This window comes from Nostoc sp. C052, assembly GCF_013393905.1.
Lineage (GTDB): Bacteria > Cyanobacteriota > Cyanobacteriia > Cyanobacteriales > Nostocaceae > Nostoc.
Genome location: NZ_CP040272.1, coordinates 586,682 through 603,200 on the forward strand (window position 1 = coordinate 586,682; position 16,519 = coordinate 603,200).

The following is a 16,519-nucleotide window of genomic DNA, read 5'->3' on the forward strand; positions in this document are numbered from 1 at the left end:
TAGAAATCGCAGCTACACAAACCTACTCCTTTAGAGAACCCGGAGGGTAGGCCCTGACAGGTGTAGGTTTTTTACAACTAGGAGGAGTTGGAGTAATAAAAGCTATCGACAGGAGTAGGAGGAAAAGAACTCCAACGATGAAGATGAATGGACAAACCCTTGAGTAAATCAGCAATGAGGGTGATAAAACCCAGAAAAAAACAAGAAAGCCGACGTGGTGATTTGAGATCGATGGGTTTGGATTTAGCAACGTGTCGCTGGGGAAACTGATCAATGTGGGAGGGAGGAAATTGGTTTTCCGCTTCTCCACCAAGCATGACCATCCAGAGAGTAGAGACAGCGATGGCTAACCACAAGCGTTCAGCACGTTGTGGGTCAAGCAGACGAGTATTGTGCCACTGCCAACCATCAGATTTAAGATCACGATAAACACATTCAGTGGAGGGGCGTAAACCATACCAAATAGCGTCAGCAGACATAGGTTCTAGGTCAGTCAAAATCAACCAAGGGTCTTGATAACCAAAATCCCAACGAGCTAACAACGTGCATTCCAGGGGGTTAGTTTTGAAGCAGACTATTTGACCCGACCAGAATAATCCTGGACTGGCAACAATATCAGCCAATGGTTGCCATTGATTCTGATGTGGTAAACGATAAGTTCCTTGGTGGTTAATACGTAAAAAAGGATGCCAAGCAGCAACTATCAGAGAATAGAGCCAATCGGCATACAATCCCCGGTCAGCAGCGACAATTACCTTCTGGTCTGGTGGAATCGTATCTTTGAGGTCTGTGATTAATTTTTGCCAATGTGGTTTCCAACTTCCTGGTTCAGTGGCATTGACAATACACCATGCTACTGGAATTCCACATCCTGCCAGTAAAATATTAATGGATAGCACTATAAATTTATCACCAATACTCGTAGCATCCATTGCCAGTGCTATTTGCTGAATATTTTGTGGCAGTAAACTAATCACCCACAACAACAATGATGCAAAGCATCTGCTCACATCCAGTGTTCTCCGTTTATCCCCTTTTTTGGCTTTTTCCTCCTGATACCATTCTTTTAGTCTTTGCCTGACTGTGTTTGGTTTTTCATTATTCACTGCTCCAATGAACTCAGATACCTGGGTTAGACTACTTGATTTTGTCACTACCATACCAAAGCTCCATGTTGCCAAACCTATGGCCTGTGGTATTGACAAGTTAGGCATCCGCTCGGAAACTATGCATGACCACTGTTTGAGATGTTTGTTGTTCAGCATTTTGAGAATACATCCCTAGTTTCTAGTTTCATTCTCTCCCTTTCAGCAGTGAATACTCATACCCACGTAAAAAACCTACACCTGTCAGAGGGAGCAGGGGAGCAGGGGAGAAGTTGCAGAAAGTTTTTCCCCTCTGCCTCTTTGCAATGTCTACTATTAGGAACTTCCAAGAAATAAATTATCCAATTTAACCAAATCAAGACGATTTTCTTTCCCCTCTGCCCCCTGCCGCCAAAACGATAGTATATTTTTTATTTGGAAGTCCCTTAAAGCTGAATAAATCTAGATAACGATCCAGGTTGCTCAACTTTATGGAATAATCGGCAAAAAATTGGGAATGGTTTTGTGTGGAAGTTAGACTAGATAAGAAAAGTGTAATTTCCAGTTATTACAATTTTTGATAGAAGAATAGGCATAAACCATAGCTCAACTTGTGCCAGCAGACAAAGGGTAATTATTATGACAAATTTGGGAAAAAAAGCATTGGTAAAAAGGCAGTCATCAAAGCGGGTTGCTTGGGTTGGTGCAATCGCTGCTAGTTTGATTATGTTGCCAGGAATTTTCGCTAGTACTCCTGTCATGGCACAAAAAACAGAAACCACCTCTCTAAGCTATGGCGACTTGATCAAAAAAGCGAAGGCGGGAGAAATCCAAAAAGTAGAGCTTGACGAAACCGAACAGCTAGCAAGGGTGTATCTCAAAGGGCAAAAGGATGATGCACCAGCGCAACAGGTGAGACTTTTGGCGCAAAATACAGAGTTAATTAACATTCTCAAAGAGAAGAACGTTGATTTTGGTGAGGTTTCCTCTGCTAATAGTCGAGCTGCTGTTGGACTGTTGATTAATTTGATGTGGATTTTGCCACTGGTGGCTTTAATGCTATTGTTCCTGCGACGCTCTACGAATGCTTCTAGCCAAGCGATGAATTTCGGCAAATCCAAAGCCCGCTTCCAAATGGAGGCAAAAACTGGAGTGAAATTTGAAGATGTTGCTGGGGTTGAAGAAGCTAAAGAGGAACTCGAAGAAGTTGTTACTTTCCTGAAACAGCCAGAAAGATTTACCGCTGTAGGCGCACGGATTCCCAAAGGAGTGCTGTTAATTGGTCCTCCCGGTACTGGCAAAACTTTACTAGCAAAAGCGATCGCTGGGGAAGCGGGTGTCCCATTCTTCAGTATTTCCGGTTCGGAATTTGTAGAAATGTTCGTTGGTGTGGGTGCGTCTCGTGTGCGCGACCTCTTCAAGAAAGCTAAAGAGAATGCCCCTTGCCTAATATTTATCGATGAAATTGACGCAGTAGGTAGACAACGGGGCGCTGGTATTGGTGGTGGTAACGATGAGCGCGAACAAACCCTCAATCAACTGCTCACCGAAATGGATGGTTTTGAAGGGAACACAGGCATCATTATTATTGCTGCCACAAACCGCCCAGATGTTTTAGATACAGCGTTACTCAGACCAGGACGCTTTGACAGACAAGTGATGGTCGATCCACCCGACCTGAAAGGGCGACTAGAAATTTTGAAAGTCCACGCTCGGAACAAGAAAATCGATCCTAGCGTATCATTAGAAGCGATCGCTCGCCGCACTCCTGGTTTTACTGGCGCAGACTTAGCCAACTTACTTAACGAAGCCGCCATTCTCACCGCGAGAAGACGCAAAGAAGCTGTCACCATTTTAGAAATTGATGCGGCTGTAGACCGAGTTGTTGCAGGTATGGAAGGTACTGCCTTAGTAGACAGCAAGAGCAAGCGCTTGATTGCCTATCATGAAGTTGGACACGCTTTAGTGGGCACATTGCTTAAAGACCACGATCCTGTGCAGAAAGTGACATTAATCCCACGGGGACAAGCACTGGGATTAACTTGGTTTACTCCCAACGAAGAACAGGGGTTAATTTCCCGTTCTCAACTTAAATCCAGGATTACTGCTACTTTGGGTGGTCGCGCCGCCGAGGAAATCGTTTTTGGGAAGCCAGAAGTGACCACGGGTGCTAGCAATGACTTGCAACATGTGACAGGGATGGCGCGGCAGATGGTGACACGCTTCGGGATGTCAGAATTAGGCCCATTGTCATTAGAAAATCAGAGTGCAGAGGTATTTTTAGGACGCGACTGGATGAATAAATCAGACTATTCTGAAGAAATTGCCGCCAAAATCGATTCACAAGTACGCGAAATTGTCAGCAATTCTTACATCAAGGCCAAAGAACTGTTGCAAGAAAACCGCATAGTTTTGGAGCGTTTAGTAGATTTGCTAGCTGAACAAGAAACAATTGAAGGCGATTTATTCCGTAAAATTGTAGCCGATCATGTTCAGGTAGCCGATGAACAATTGGCTGTACCTCATTAGAAATAATAGTAGAGACGTAGCACTGCTACGTCTCTACAAGGGTTTTGGATAACGCATATTTAATTTCACCAGATGTCTATTAAGGAATAGGCAAAAGCAATAGTCCATCGACTTTACCTGGATTTCTCACAAGTGAGAAATCCAAGGGACGTGGGGAGTGTGGACTGGCTTAAGAACGCCGTACATTCAAGCAACACCATTCTTTTCGTTTCCAGAGGGTAGCGACAACCCAACCATTTTGTTCTAAGGCATCAGCAACAGCTTTAGATTGTTCCAGCAAAATACCACTGAAGATCGCCCAAGTTTCAGGTTTAGCGATCGCACTCATTTCTGGTATCAATTCAATAATTACATGAGCCAAAATATTGCAGACGATACCATCCACCGGACTTGCAATTAATTTTGTCAAAACGTCTACACTTCCCAATGCTGGTAGTAAACGTTCTGGGCTAATGTCATTCAGGGCACCATTACTAAAGGTTGATTGCACCGCCAAAGGGTCATTATCTACTGCATAGACTTTCTCTGCACCCAATAGCAGCGCTCCAATAGAAAGGATACCAGAACCACAGCCAATATCCGCAATTACTAGATGTTCATGTTTGCCACTACTACCCACAAAAGACTGAGGAACGCCACTCAGCCGCATTTCCAGAGATTCCAAACATAACTGAGTTGTAGCATGGTTACCTGTACCAAATGCTACACCAGGATCGAGACGAATTACTAACCGTTCGGTTGTTTCTGGTAGTGGTAGCCACGCGGGGTTAATCAAGAAGCGATCGCCTATTTCTTGCGGATGCCAATATTGTTTCCAGCTAGTCGCCCAATCTTCCTCATCAATCAACTGCCATTGTAGTGAGGGAGATGAAACTCCTACACAGAGGGCATCTTGACGCAGCCACAGCGATAGTGCTGCCAAATCTAGTAGCTCTGTTTGAATTGTCGGCAGATAAGCCCTAACTAAAGATGAGTTTCCTTTATTTTCGCTAGCTGTACCACGACAGCCAAAATCTTCCAGTCGCCAAAAGATCGAATCTTCTAGGTCTGGCTCACATAAAATCTGTAGTTCCCACCAGGTGTTTGCCATACAATTTTAGATTTTAGATTTTAGATTTTAGATTGGGGAGTAGGTAATGGTTAATGACCAATGGGAAAAACAATGAGCAATTAGCCATTACCAATCCAAAATCCAAAATCCAAAATCCAAAATTAGAGAGTTACCGTATACGCGTCCCGAATACCAGGGACTTTGATAATTTCATCCAAAATACCCTCTGGTAAAGGGTCATCTATGCTCAGAGCCATTACCGCATCGCCACGGACGATTTTACGACCTACCTGCATACTGGCAATATTCACATTAAAACTGCCGAGTAGGGAACCAAGTTTGCCGATAATCCCTGGCATATCGCGGTGCAGAGTAAACAACATATATTTGCTGGGTGGGACGTTAATCGGGAAACCGTCAACGTCGGTGAGGTGGATTTCTCGCTCACCCAACAAAGCGCCTGTTACCGAATGAGTACCTAAAGTACCCGTAGCTTCTAAATGTAGTGTGCCGGCATAGTCTCGAATGGAAGCATCGCGGGTTTCAATTACCCGAATTCCGCGTTCTTTGGCTTCTATGCTGGCATTTACGTAATTTACTCGTTCCCGCAAAGCTTGGTAAAGTAGTCCTTTCAGGGCAGCGACGATTAAAGGCTGACTTTTGTTGGTTGCGAGTTCGCCTTGCAGTCGAATATTAAGTACTTCCACCCGTCCGCCAGCTAGCTGTCCTACCAGATTACCGAGGGTTTCTGCTAGCTGCATGTAGGGTTTGAGTTCTTCCAAAACGTCGGGGCCGAGTCCGGGGATGTTGACGGCTGAACGCGCTGGTAGTCCTAAAAGTACATCGCGAATTTGTTCGGCAACATCAATGGCCACATTCACTTGAGCTTCTGCGGTAGAGGCTCCCAAGTGGGGGGTGAGGATAACTTCTTTGCCTAGCGATCGCAACTCAGATTCACCAAGCGGTTCTGACTCGAACACATCCAAGGCTGCACCACCGATTTTACCAGCTTTCAGAGCTGCTGCTAAAGCTACTTCATCAATGATCCCACCACGAGCGCAGTTGATAATCCGGGCTGTGGGTTTCATCTTTGCCAAGGTTGTGGCATTGATTAAGTGGGTGGTTTCTGGGGTTTTGGGGATGTGGAGGGTGATATAGTCTGCTTGCTGGAAGAGTAAATCCAACTCCACCAACTGACAGCCAATTTGTTCTGCTCGGTCTGTAGAAATAAAAGGGTCGTAAGCTAGGAGTTTCATCCCCATTGTCTTAGCTACAGCCGCAACATGGGAGCCAATTTTGCCCAAACCGACAACGCCGAGAGTTTTTTTGTAGACTTCCGCGCCGACAAAGCTATTGCGATCCCAAGCACCGCGTTTCACCGAAGCATTAGCATCGGGGATGTGGCGAGATAAAGCTAAAATCATTGCTAGTGCGTGTTCGGCAGCGGCAATTGTATTTCCCTCTGGAGAATTGACTACCACAATTCCCCGGCGTGTGGCAGCGGGAACATCTACATTATCCACCCCCACGCCAGCACGACCGATGATTTTTAGCTGAGTGCCGGCATCAATGATTTCTTGAGTGACGCGTGTACTAGAGCGAATCATCAGCGCGTCATACTCACCAATAATTTCGATCAGTTCCGCTGGTTTTAGACCTAGTTTGACATCAACAGTCGCAACTTGCGAAAGAATATCAATTCCAGCTTGGTCAATAGAATCGGAGACAAGAACCTTAGACATGATTATTTCATTTAAAGCTACAGGTTTTGCTGCACAAGACTTTTTAGTTTAGTCTTTATCTGTCGCAATTCAGCAAAAATTATTCATTTGAATATCGACTTAACTTTAACTTACACTATATGGTCGTGGTATCAAAGCATGAGTTGCTTCCGGTGGCTAATGCCTGCTAAGTATTTTTATTACTGACTACAAACTCTCAAAACTAGCTGACCAAGTACTAGCTCAGAAATCGCTATAATTCTGGTGAGCCAAATATCCTTTGAGTTTTGTGGAAACCACCCATGTTAGAGTACAACTTGCCAAGGTACTTGCCCTCAGCCGAGGAACTACCGGACTCTGATGAAACACCTGTGGATAACGAACTGCAAGAATTGATACCGGGCTTGCTTAAAGCTATCCTGCTGATACTTTGGGCAGAACGTATGGACTGGTTGTTTGCCATAGATATGGGTATTTATTATCACCCAGATAAACCGCCAATTGTCCCAGATGGGTTTTTGAGCTTAGGGGTAGAGCGTTTTTATGATGAGGAACTACGTCCTAGTTATGTGCTGTGGGATGAAAATGTTGTACCGATTTTCGTCCTAGAAGTAGTATCCCAAAATTATCGTAAGGAATACACTACTAAATTGGCTGAATATGAGGCTTTAGGTGTACTTTATTACGTAATTTATTCCTCTCGTCGCCGCCGTAAACCACATCTAGAAGTACATAAGTTAGTTAATGGTAAGTATGAATTGCAAGAGGGAAACCCAGTTTGGCTACCAGAAATTGGCTTAGGAATTGGTTGCGAAAGGGGAAATTATTGTGGTGTAACACGAGAATGGATGTATTGGTATGATGAGCAAGGACAACGATATCTCACGCCCGCAGAACAAGTAAAACAAGCAGCACAACTTGCTCAACAAGAGATACAACGCGCTCAACAAGCAGAACAACTTGCTCAACAAGCAGAACAACTTGCTCAACAAGAGACACAACGCGCTCAACAAGCAGAACAACGGGTGCAACAATTGACTGAACAATTAAGAGCGCTGGGAATAGATCCAGACAATCTGGGTTAACTGAAATATTTTGCAATATTTTCAACAAGACTCAAAAAACTGAGTTTTTTAGATTTATGGCAAATGCATAAATCAAGCTTTGTTACTGGAAGCTATCAGTAAAAAACTATTGCTTTTTAGGAATAACGTTCCTGATTCCACTTTTCCTAGAAACAGTATCACCTTTATAACGAGGGATGATATGAATACTAGCGTGCATAATATTTTGACCTGCGGCTCGATTGATGTTCATTCCTATATTCAAACCATCAGGTTCAAATTCTGTTTGGAGAATTTCTTGCACTTTGTTCACCATAAGCCAGCAAGCAGATTGCTCCTTTAATGGCAGTTCAAGATAATTGCTAACATGACGTTTGGGAATAATCAGAACATGACCTTTACTGATGGGATAGCCATCAAAAATAGCATAGGCGGTTGCTGATTCAGTTAATAGTTTGAGAGTTTTATGGGGATTACAGAATATACAATAATTGGATGAATTTCGCTGATGATTATAATGGATATATTCATATAATTCCCGACGTTCATCTAAACAAACCGATGGGAAGGGAAGTTTGACAATACACTGATAGGTAGGTTTTTTGTGAACATAATGTTCTCGAAAACCTTCTTTTTTGAGATCCCGCCTTACAGCATAATAAGCTTTACCTCCTGGTTTTAATAGGTGTGATACTTCCATGAGAACATTAGTTTGTTCTTCAGTAAATAAAACATTTAAAACATAAACGCAAATTATTGTATCGAACTTATTATCAGGATATTCTGGAAAATAATAAGGGTCGTAACCTGTAATATCATAACCTTTTTGGCGCAATATTTTAACATCATTCCCAAAGCCACAACCAAAGTCTAGTATTTTGCCTTGTAACAGGTTTTGATTTAATAAAAACTGTGCAGGAAATGACAGATAACTTCTTTCGATTGCAGTCAAATGACTGAATTGATTTTTTTGCTGTTTCATGGAATGAATTTTGGTGCAGATATCCCAAATTTATTATTCCCAGCACCCGTTGAGGTTATGCGATCGCAGATGATAATTGTTAAGGTGAAAACAGGTATCAGTGTCGAGTAAATAGTTCACAAGCTATAATCGCGTAGGCGTAGCCAGCCTTAGGCATCGCTTACAGTCCGACTTGAATATATTGCATCAATAATTTCTTCTGCGGTGCGTGTATCTTCCCAAGGGCCAAGCCTTTCGATGAATGTGTCTAATGTATGCGGTTTTGACTGCTGTTCAGATGAGAGGATGATTTCATTCACTATCAATTGATTTGCTTCTGGAACTCCTAATTTTTTGGTTTCCTCTTTAGCTATAACCATAATTTGCATCAAGGTTATAGCCTGACGCATAACATCACTTTTACTTGTGCCTATTTTATTTGCTAGTTCGTCTAGTATCTGATTTAGTTCAGGCGACAAATCTAAGTTTAAGCGAACCATCTTTTGAGCGTCAGTCATGGTTCCATCCTTGTGTAAAATCTTAAGTACATTCTTAACATTGAAATTTACATTGTTACCTAAAAACTAATGCCTAGTAGTCCTCCCTCCTCATTCTCATCTGTAAGTCTTAGTCTCACAAAAGAATCAAAATTAAAATCAAGTGGGAACTCTGAACGTGGAACCATATCTGAATTCAATGTACAGATATACTGAAAGCCAAGCCTTCTTGACTCTCTATCAGCTAATTGTAGAGCAAGGGATACCTGTCTCTCATCTACACCATCAAAAATTGTGCTGTCATGAATTAATATACGCGGTGAAGGGTCACGCTCTGACCAAAGTTGCGCCAACATTAAGTCATAACAGAATATTTTCATCTTATCGATCCCTTCACTACCATCACGTCTAATTTCTACTCGGAAACTAAAGCCATTGCTTCCTACATCAATAACAAGTGTTCCTGGAACGTCGTAAAGAAATCGAGAGTTAATGCTGAATAAATTAATAGCACGTTCTGCTTGCTCATTCCGTTCTCCATAGTCACGACGTGCGCGTTGTAGTAACTGTTCTTTTTCAATTTTTAAGGTACTTTTTTGTTCTTCAAATTGTTTTAGTTCTTCGATGCGTTTATTAATTTCATTAAGATTAGCTACATCATCAAGATAATTTTCTTGTAGCATTGTGTATTCTTCTAAAGCTCCATGCGTCTTTAGCACTTCCAAAAGTTCGGCACGCTCATTAGTTTTCTCTCTAATAAAACTTTCTCTAGAGGCTATTTGCCTTCTAATACGTTGAATTTCATTTCCTAAAAACTCCCTACGATTCTCTATTAGTCGGCGATGAAATAGTTCTACTTCTTCTAGTCTTCTAATTACTAAACCTGGTAACTCAACACCTGCATTCTCATATATACGAACAACCTGATCTGGTCTGGGTTCATCCTCCGAATCAAGACTAGATTGATAAAACTCCAGTAATTTATTTTCAATAATCTTTTTATTTGTTGCTTCGTGAATTTGTGAGGTTAAACGGTTGGCAGTTGCCTCTAATTCATGGTATTGGGACGCTACCCTAAAATTGTTAAGTGTTTCTTTTCTTTCACGTAATTGTGCTTCTACCTGAACTTTTAAAGCTTCAAGTTCACCTAGAGAACCAAAAATGCCAATTACAACTCCAGGTTCTGTATCTTTTTTAAGTTTTTTAATCTCTGCTATTAATTTCTGTTTATCCTTTAAAAGTTGCAAATCTCTTGCCTCTTCCCAAGCAAGACCTAATAAAAAAGCATTATTAACTTGCTTATCCCATCCAGGTTGCTTTGGATGATGCTCGAATGGTGTAGAAAATGCATCTCTTCCCCGACGGATAAAGTAAGAAATTAGTCCTCTAAAAGTAGGTTTATATTTTTTAGCTTCATTCTCACTAGTTAATCCAAATGTTAGCTCTCCCAAAACAGTCTTCCAGTCTTCCAAACTGAGAACTTTTTGATCTTCTTGTTGTTTTGGTTGAATAGGCCAGTTAGCAGTATCTCCATCAATTACTACCTGAGTCCTATCTTCAGTATTTCTTGTAACAGTGATAATTTTATTTGCAAGTGTAAGCTCTAAACTAAAAGCCCAACCACGAATATTTCTAGAACCAAGTCCTTTGGCTGTTGGAATTGTACCTCCAAGACAAAAGTGAATAATTTCAATGAGAGTAGATTTACCCAATCCATTACGGGAATCTCTTCTGCCAGAGTCTTCTGTGCGATCTGCTAAAACTACGTTAAAGCCAGGTCTAAACTCTACCGTTTTGAATGATGCATGATTACAACGAACAGCATGAATCATCGGTGACACCTATGAAGTAATCCTGCATTCATCTCAATTGCTCCTATAGCGTATAGGAGATCAAGAGTTAAAACAAAACGTTCAAATGTGGCAACTTCTGGCATGGTAGCAACAGCTACTCCAAAGTGATGAAACTGTTCTTGGTTGGTACAATTGTTCTAGTATTGTAGCACCTACCCCCAATAGAGAGTGACTGGTAGAGATATGTTTTGTAGGAAGAATCATCGCTCGAACACCTCGCACTTCTCAAAGAGATAGTACAGCACAGCTAAACCAGCTGCTTGTAGATCATAGTCTGAACTACTATTGCAAGAAAACTCATGCAAAGCATCCAATAAAGCATTTCCTTTTAATCCGGTTGCCTGGAGTCTTTGATATTCCTTTACAAACCCTGCTTTTAGTCTCTCTGGAAAATCAGGGATTATGTTAACCATATTCTCAACAAAGTTACCAACCATCCTAGCTTGAATTACCCCTGTCATAAGTCTGGATTGAGCAACCCCAGTTAGTTCATTTTTCAACATTTTTGGTACTGGAGGAAGAACAGTATAGTTAACTTCAGCCGATATAGGCATACAAAGAATTCCCTGCGTTACCATATCTAATTCCCTGAATGTCAGAGTTGTCATTGCACTAACGAGAGATTCTTGTTTTTGTGGATGGTCAGACAAGGAATCTAGCTCAGTTTTATATTCAGAAATTCTTGCTTTTACTTCCTGAATTTGCTTTTTAAATTTGGTTTTCTGCTTTGGCTCTTGAGCAAGGCGTAAATCGTCTTCTAATTCCTTTTGTAGTATTAATTCCTCATTTATGTGTTTTTCTATGTCATTTTTTCTTTGCTGGTGCATATTCACTTTCTATTCTCCTCTGAATCGCAGCACCAAGGCTTGCCAAGCACCTTTAAGGTTTATTCCTGTTCCTAGTTCTAATTCACCTTCATAGTCCAAAATAAAAGGAATAAGAGGTATACCAACCTTCAATCTATGTTTGAAATCTAATCCAGGGGCATTGATAACTTCCGCTAAGGCTGCTTGACTGGCAGGCAAAGCAGTCCCATTTTGTTGCAGTTTAGTTATATTTTGCTGTATTCCTTGTAAAATAAGCTGCATTTCTTGCTCTGTTATCTGGTCGGTTTCTATTGCATCTAAAACAGTAGAAATCATAACCATTTGAGCTTGATTTAATTGTTCGGTTATGGCTACAATTATGTTCTGTTCACCAGCGTTATAACGAGCTAATAGTCCTTGACGCAAGTGATTAATGTTTTCAAATATAGCCTTCTGCCCAGCATATAATCTATCTAATCTGGTGTTCATTTGTTGCAACTCGATAGCTACATTCTGCATTTGTACATTTGATTCACCAGTTATCTGCATTCGCAATTCATCATATTCCTTCTGATAACGATTAGCAGATTCGCGCAATTGGTCAATTTCTCGTCTGTACTTAGCCTTGCGACGTGGCTCATCTTCATACCGCAATGAATCTTCATAGTCTTTGAGTAAATCCTGGTCTTGTTTAATGTTGTCTTCTAAATGTTGGAGTCTCAAGTCGAAGTTTGAAGGCATCACTGTCTAAGAGTTATTACTTGATGAAGTTAGGCATAAAAAGCACTGTAGCATTTTAGACTCAAAAACAGTTAATTGTAATAGTTAACTTAAGTAATAATCCCAGTTTTTTCAACGTAAAAATTCCTACCCAGCTTTAGACTAGATAGGAATATTGCATCCAGACTACATAGAATATTAATGCACTAACGCGATCGCCCTCTTCGTTAACGCTTCCGCAGTCAATCCATTAAATGCCATCAACTCGCCAGCACTGGCTGTAGTTTCGCCACGCTTCCACGCAAAGGTGTCGCGCTTGGCTGTACTCCGTAACAAAATTGGTTCTAGCATCCCCGCTGCACCACCAGTAACAGCAATTAACGCATCACCATCAAATAATTCGGCAAATGCTGCATCATCCAAGAAACCGCCTTCGGGTTCAGAACAAGTATCCCAAGCAGTATCATGGCTACGGTACAATTGCCGAGGATTGATCACAGAAACAATCTTGACACCAATACCTTCAGTTTCTAAGAAAGCAGCAGCTTCAAATACTGGTATTAATGTTAAATCGCCAATTACAGCAAATACAACTTGCTTATCACCAGCAACTTCATGTAATAGCACCGCACCATCTCGCAACCCTTGACGAGTTTGTTCTAAAGTTGTGCGAATTGGCAATGGCGATTTACTTGCAGTTATCACAATTCCCTTATTCTTAGTTTTCAACGCCCAGTCATAACAGGCTTGAATACTATTAGCATCGGGAGGAAATAATGGGAAAACATTACCATTTCGCATCAAGGAAGCAAAGTAAGCTTCAATTTCAGGACGTTGGTGAGTCCAACCGTTGCGCCCTTGCTCTAATGCACCTGCTGTGAATAAAGTAATAGTCGAAGGAGTTGGACGGCGCAATTCTGCCATTGCTTGGGTTACAGTTTGCCAAATTGGTAATCCGTTGATGGCAAAAGATTCGTAAGAACACCACAAAGTTCTCGCACCCATTAACGCCAAACCCGCAGCTAAACCGGCACAAGCATCTTCACTCAATGGTTCATAAACTTGTCCGTTTGGTGCTTGGAAATATAAGTCATCGGTTGTGGGGTGGATAATCTTTAATGCTTGGTTGATGTTGGCAATTCCAGATGCTTCATTACCATCGGCGTTGGTGACTAGAAAATTCCGATCTTTATTTCCAACGATTCCTACCAATCGTCCCATTGCGGTTGTGGAAACTTTTGGTTCGCCACCAACTGCATATTCTTCTAAAGGTAATTCGCCTAATTCTGGCAATGGAAATTCAAATTCTGTCACTACAGTTTTTGCTGCTGGGCCACCACCGGCGCGTTCGGCATTTGTTCTGACTAATTGCCAAGCTTCGGCAGATAAAGCACGGGTTTGCAATGCACTAATAATATGTGGCGCGTCCAGCGTGTCTTTAGGATAGAGGTTGTGAGATTTTGCACCCCGCGCGTGAACTCCTGCACCTTTGAGTTGTTTAATAATGAAGACGGTAAGTTTACCACCCAATGCAAAACGCGCTGCTTTATCTACACCCGAAAGTACTGCTTGAGTAAATGCTAGGCGTTTCTCAAAGGAAAAGGCGGTACTATCAACGTAATCCCCTGACTGGTTTTGATCGTCGAAATCTTTGGCATCCACTAACACCACTTCATCAAAACCGTTACCTTGCCAATATGCCTGCATCTGTTCATTGGTTTTCAGGGAAACCATGCTGTGATGTTCTTGGCTGTAACCGTTCCACACCAATATCGGTAAAAAGTTGGTGACAGCAGGATAAGCAGTATGGAAATGTGCGATCGCACTTACAATATAAGGCTCACCCAATCCACCATCCCCAACTGTAAAGGGGAATAACTTATCTTTGTGCAACAGTGCAGCTGCCATTGCAAAGTGTTGCCCTTGTCCCAAAGGCCCCGCAGGTGCGAGAATACCGGGAATGTAACCAGAAAGGTGTCCTAAAAGTCCGTGCTTTTCTCGGAAGCGATCGCGCAGTTGTTGGACTGTAAAAATTCCCATATCCTCTAGCGAACGATCCAAGAACATAGCACTATAAAATCCGGGGGCGTGGTGTCCGACTTCGGTAATAATGTTCTTGTATCCCAGCATGACAAGAGATGCGTAAGCTTCTGCTTGGCTGGCAAATCCGCCAGGATGCCCAGAAGCTTTACTACCAGTAACTTGTAAAGTCAGGTAGCGTAAGGCATCGGCAGCAAGTAAAGTTTGATATACTGCATTTGGTTCTGTGGGAGATGCGATCGCTATTTTGCCCGACTCAATAGCAGGTGTAGCACCATAAGTTTCAAAATCTGGTAACGCTTCACCAAAATATTGAATCCCTTCAGAAAAATTGGGAAGCGCTGAAGATGCTTTTGCGGAGATTGCAGTCATGCTGAGTACCTTTTGACGATGAGGTGAAACTGTAGATGCTCGTTGAATTTAACAAAAATTTTACATCTTCGAGGTTGTAACAGTTTATTGCTTTTTTGCAACGTTAGAATAAGTACTTTAAATGGTTACGCAAGCAAAATTTAAATTAGTTTCATACCAATTCTGTATGACAATGCAGATAACAACACTTCTCTGTAATTTCCCCTGAGTAAGCAGAACGGTGTAGCTGGTGGGTAAATATATGCAGCTTCACAAAGAAACGGTTTAAGTAGCAAAAAAATATTAAGCAGCAAAAAAATTTATGAAATTCCCAAACGGCCCACAAACTCCAGCAGTCGTGCAGATGCTTCGCTGGATTGCTAATCCAATGTCATTTATGGAGGCTTGTGCTAAAAGCTATGGCGAGATTTTTACTCTCAGATTAGACAAAAATCTTCCTCCTTTGGTGATTGTCAGCAACCCCCAAGCGCAACAGCAAATTTTAACAAATGATACCAAGGAATTAGAAGCACCTGGCGATCTGAATGATGTGTTTGAACCTTTGCTGGGAAAGCATTCTGTGATTACCATCAGCGGCGCAGAACACCAGCGTCAACGTCAGTTGTTAATGCCTCCCTTTCATGGCGAAAGAATGCGGAACTATAGCGAGGTGATTACCGATGTCACCAAGCAAGTTATCAGCCAATACCAGATAGGTAAACCCTTTAATATTCGGTCTGTAACTCAAGCTATTACCCTACGAGTGATTATGCAGGCTGTATTTGGTCTATATGAAGGACCTCGCGCCGAAAAACTACAACATTTTTTGGGCGATCTTTTAGAAAAGGCCAGTTCTCGCTTAAGTGTGGCTTTGCTTTATTTTCCAGCTTTGCAAAGGGATTTTGGCCCGATTAACTTCTGGGGAAACCAGATGCGCCTTCAGCAAGAAGCTGACGAACTCATCTACGAGGAAATTCGGGAACGTCGAGAACAACCAGATTCATCACGCACAGATATTCTTAGCTTACTCATGGCTGCTAGAGATGAAGCAGGTCAACCGATGACTGATGAAGAGTTGCGCGATGAATTGATGACTTTGTTAGTCGCCGGTCACGAAACCACAGCAACAGCCTTAGCATGGGCCTTATACTGGATTCACAAAATACCATCAGTGCGCCAAAAGCTACTGCAAGAATTAGATAGCTTGGGTAATAATCCAGACCCCAGCACCGTTTTTAAATTACCTTATCTCAACGCTGTTTGTTCCGAGACATTACGAATTTATCCAGTTGGTATACTAACTTTTCCCAGAAAAGTTAGAACAACGATATCGCTAGGTGGTTATGAATTAGAACCAGGTACAGTCCTAATTGGTTCTATTTATTTAACCCACCACCGAGAAGATATTTATCCAGAATCTAAGCAGTTTAAACCAGAACGTTTTTTAGAACGGCAATTTTCCGCTTATGAATATTTACCCTTTGGGGGTGGTGCAAGGCGTTGTATTGGCCTAGCATTTGCTCAGTTGGAAATGAAGTTAGCACTTGCTCAAATCCTTTCTAGTAAAGAATTACAACTAGTTAATAAAGGTGAAGTGCGACCTAAACGCCGTGGTTTAGTGACAGGCCCAGATCGTCCCATTGAGATGGTTGTTACGAGTCAACGTCAGGTGAAGCCTTCCATTCTACAGACAACCACTGTTTAAGGCTTCGGGGGGTTGATAGTTGCGTTTTGCAAATTTTCAACTGCCATTATCAATACTCCGGACAATTTTTAGTTGAGGGAATAGACAAGAAAATTTTGTCCGAAGTATTGATATAGGACAATACGCTTGGGTTAAG

At 41.8% G+C, this 16,519-nt stretch carries 14 protein-coding genes; 3 read left to right on the forward strand and 11 right to left on the reverse strand.

Annotated features, from left to right (window positions below; genetic code table 11):
* Positions 1 to 77: 77 nt before the first annotated feature.
* A complete protein-coding gene (locus FD723_RS42050) occupies positions 78 to 1,265 on the reverse strand; it encodes a transposase (protein ID WP_218651764.1) in 1,188 nt (395 codons plus the stop codon).
* Positions 1,266 to 1,724: 459 nt separating this feature from the next.
* On the opposite strand from FD723_RS42050, the gene ftsH reads away from it, so the two are divergent.
* Positions 1,725 to 3,614: an ATP-dependent zinc metalloprotease FtsH gene (gene ftsH, locus FD723_RS02400; protein ID WP_179063933.1), complete on the forward strand. Its 1,890-nt coding sequence runs from the start codon at positions 1,725 to 1,727 to the stop codon at positions 3,612 to 3,614.
* Between the two features lie 169 nt (positions 3,615 to 3,783).
* Here the strand turns inward: ftsH and prmA are convergent, their stop codons facing one another.
* A complete protein-coding gene (gene prmA / locus FD723_RS02405; protein ID WP_179063934.1) occupies positions 3,784 to 4,704 on the reverse strand; it encodes a 50S ribosomal protein L11 methyltransferase in 921 nt (306 codons plus the stop codon).
* A gap of 122 nt (positions 4,705 to 4,826) precedes the next feature.
* Positions 4,827 to 6,407 (reverse strand): phosphoglycerate dehydrogenase, encoded by a 1,581-nt coding sequence (serA, locus tag FD723_RS02410; RefSeq protein WP_179063935.1) that lies wholly within the window; start codon positions 6,405 to 6,407, stop codon positions 4,827 to 4,829.
* Between the two features lie 281 nt (positions 6,408 to 6,688).
* Between serA and FD723_RS02415 the strand changes: the two genes are divergently transcribed.
* Complete coding sequence (locus FD723_RS02415; RefSeq protein WP_179063936.1) at positions 6,689 to 7,471, forward strand: Uma2 family endonuclease; 783 nt, start codon at positions 6,689 to 6,691, stop codon at positions 7,469 to 7,471.
* Between the two features lie 106 nt (positions 7,472 to 7,577).
* Here FD723_RS02415 and FD723_RS02420 read toward each other — a convergent pair whose 3' ends face one another.
* The 8 genes from FD723_RS02420 to FD723_RS02445 form a co-directional block, all read right to left on the reverse strand.
* On the reverse strand, positions 7,578 to 8,432 hold the full coding sequence (locus FD723_RS02420) for an HIT family protein (protein ID WP_179063937.1): 855 nt from the start codon (positions 8,430 to 8,432) through the stop codon (positions 7,578 to 7,580).
* Positions 8,433 to 8,581: 149 nt separating this feature from the next.
* Entirely contained in the window at positions 8,582 to 8,929 is a 348-nt protein-coding gene (locus FD723_RS02425) for a CopG family transcriptional regulator (RefSeq protein ID WP_179063938.1), read from the reverse strand.
* 59 nt (positions 8,930 to 8,988) lie between these two features.
* On the reverse strand, positions 8,989 to 10,740 hold the full coding sequence (locus tag FD723_RS02430) for an ABC-three component system protein (RefSeq protein WP_179063939.1): 1,752 nt from the start codon (positions 10,738 to 10,740) through the stop codon (positions 8,989 to 8,991).
* On the reverse strand, positions 10,737 to 10,844 hold the full coding sequence (locus FD723_RS44055; protein WP_372743782.1) for an ABC-three component system middle component 6: 108 nt from the start codon (positions 10,842 to 10,844) through the stop codon (positions 10,737 to 10,739). Before FD723_RS44055 ends, FD723_RS02430 begins: the two co-directional genes overlap by 4 nt.
* A complete protein-coding gene (locus FD723_RS44060; RefSeq protein ID WP_372743783.1) occupies positions 10,822 to 10,965 on the reverse strand; it encodes an ABC-three component system middle component 6 in 144 nt (47 codons plus the stop codon). The genes FD723_RS44055 and FD723_RS44060 overlap by 23 nt, the downstream gene beginning before the upstream one ends.
* Entirely contained in the window at positions 10,962 to 11,588 is a 627-nt protein-coding gene (locus FD723_RS02435; RefSeq protein WP_179063940.1) for a hypothetical protein, read from the reverse strand. Before FD723_RS02435 ends, FD723_RS44060 begins: the two co-directional genes overlap by 4 nt.
* Positions 11,589 to 11,597: 9 nt before the next feature.
* A complete protein-coding gene (locus tag FD723_RS02440; RefSeq protein ID WP_179063941.1) occupies positions 11,598 to 12,308 on the reverse strand; it encodes a hypothetical protein in 711 nt (236 codons plus the stop codon).
* A gap of 177 nt (positions 12,309 to 12,485) precedes the next feature.
* A complete protein-coding gene (locus tag FD723_RS02445; RefSeq protein WP_179063942.1) occupies positions 12,486 to 14,699 on the reverse strand; it encodes a phosphoketolase in 2,214 nt (737 codons plus the stop codon).
* Between the two features lie 301 nt (positions 14,700 to 15,000).
* Here FD723_RS02445 and FD723_RS02450 point away from each other — a divergent pair, with 301 nt between their 5' ends.
* Positions 15,001 to 16,383 (forward strand): cytochrome P450, encoded by a 1,383-nt coding sequence (locus FD723_RS02450; RefSeq protein ID WP_179063943.1) that lies wholly within the window; start codon positions 15,001 to 15,003, stop codon positions 16,381 to 16,383.
* The last annotated feature ends 136 nt before the right edge of the window (positions 16,384 to 16,519 follow it).

Bases quoted from the DNA above. Each gene is read 5' to 3' on its own strand.
- FD723_RS42050 (WP_218651764.1), bottom strand. From the start codon at position 1,265: ATGCTGAACAACAAACATCTCAAACAGTGGTCATGCATAGTTTCCGAG.
- ftsH (WP_179063933.1), top strand. From the start codon at position 1,725: ATGACAAATTTGGGAAAAAAAGCATTGGTAAAAAGGCAGTCATCAAAG.
- prmA (WP_179063934.1), bottom strand. From the start codon at position 4,704: ATGGCAAACACCTGGTGGGAACTACAGATTTTATGTGAGCCAGACCTA.
- serA (WP_179063935.1), bottom strand. From the start codon at position 6,407: ATGTCTAAGGTTCTTGTCTCCGATTCTATTGACCAAGCTGGAATTGAT.
- FD723_RS02415 (WP_179063936.1), top strand. From the start codon at position 6,689: ATGTTAGAGTACAACTTGCCAAGGTACTTGCCCTCAGCCGAGGAACTA.
- FD723_RS02420 (WP_179063937.1), bottom strand. From the start codon at position 8,432: ATGAAACAGCAAAAAAATCAATTCAGTCATTTGACTGCAATCGAAAGA.
- FD723_RS02425 (WP_179063938.1), bottom strand. From the start codon at position 8,929: ATGACTGACGCTCAAAAGATGGTTCGCTTAAACTTAGATTTGTCGCCT.
- FD723_RS02430 (WP_179063939.1), bottom strand. From the start codon at position 10,740: ATGATTCATGCTGTTCGTTGTAATCATGCATCATTCAAAACGGTAGAG.
- FD723_RS44055 (WP_372743782.1), bottom strand. From the start codon at position 10,844: ATGCCAGAAGTTGCCACATTTGAACGTTTTGTTTTAACTCTTGATCTC.
- FD723_RS44060 (WP_372743783.1), bottom strand. From the start codon at position 10,965: ATGATTCTTCCTACAAAACATATCTCTACCAGTCACTCTCTATTGGGG.
- FD723_RS02435 (WP_179063940.1), bottom strand. From the start codon at position 11,588: ATGCACCAGCAAAGAAAAAATGACATAGAAAAACACATAAATGAGGAA.
- FD723_RS02440 (WP_179063941.1), bottom strand. From the start codon at position 12,308: ATGCCTTCAAACTTCGACTTGAGACTCCAACATTTAGAAGACAACATT.
- FD723_RS02445 (WP_179063942.1), bottom strand. From the start codon at position 14,699: ATGACTGCAATCTCCGCAAAAGCATCTTCAGCGCTTCCCAATTTTTCT.
- FD723_RS02450 (WP_179063943.1), top strand. From the start codon at position 15,001: ATGAAATTCCCAAACGGCCCACAAACTCCAGCAGTCGTGCAGATGCTT.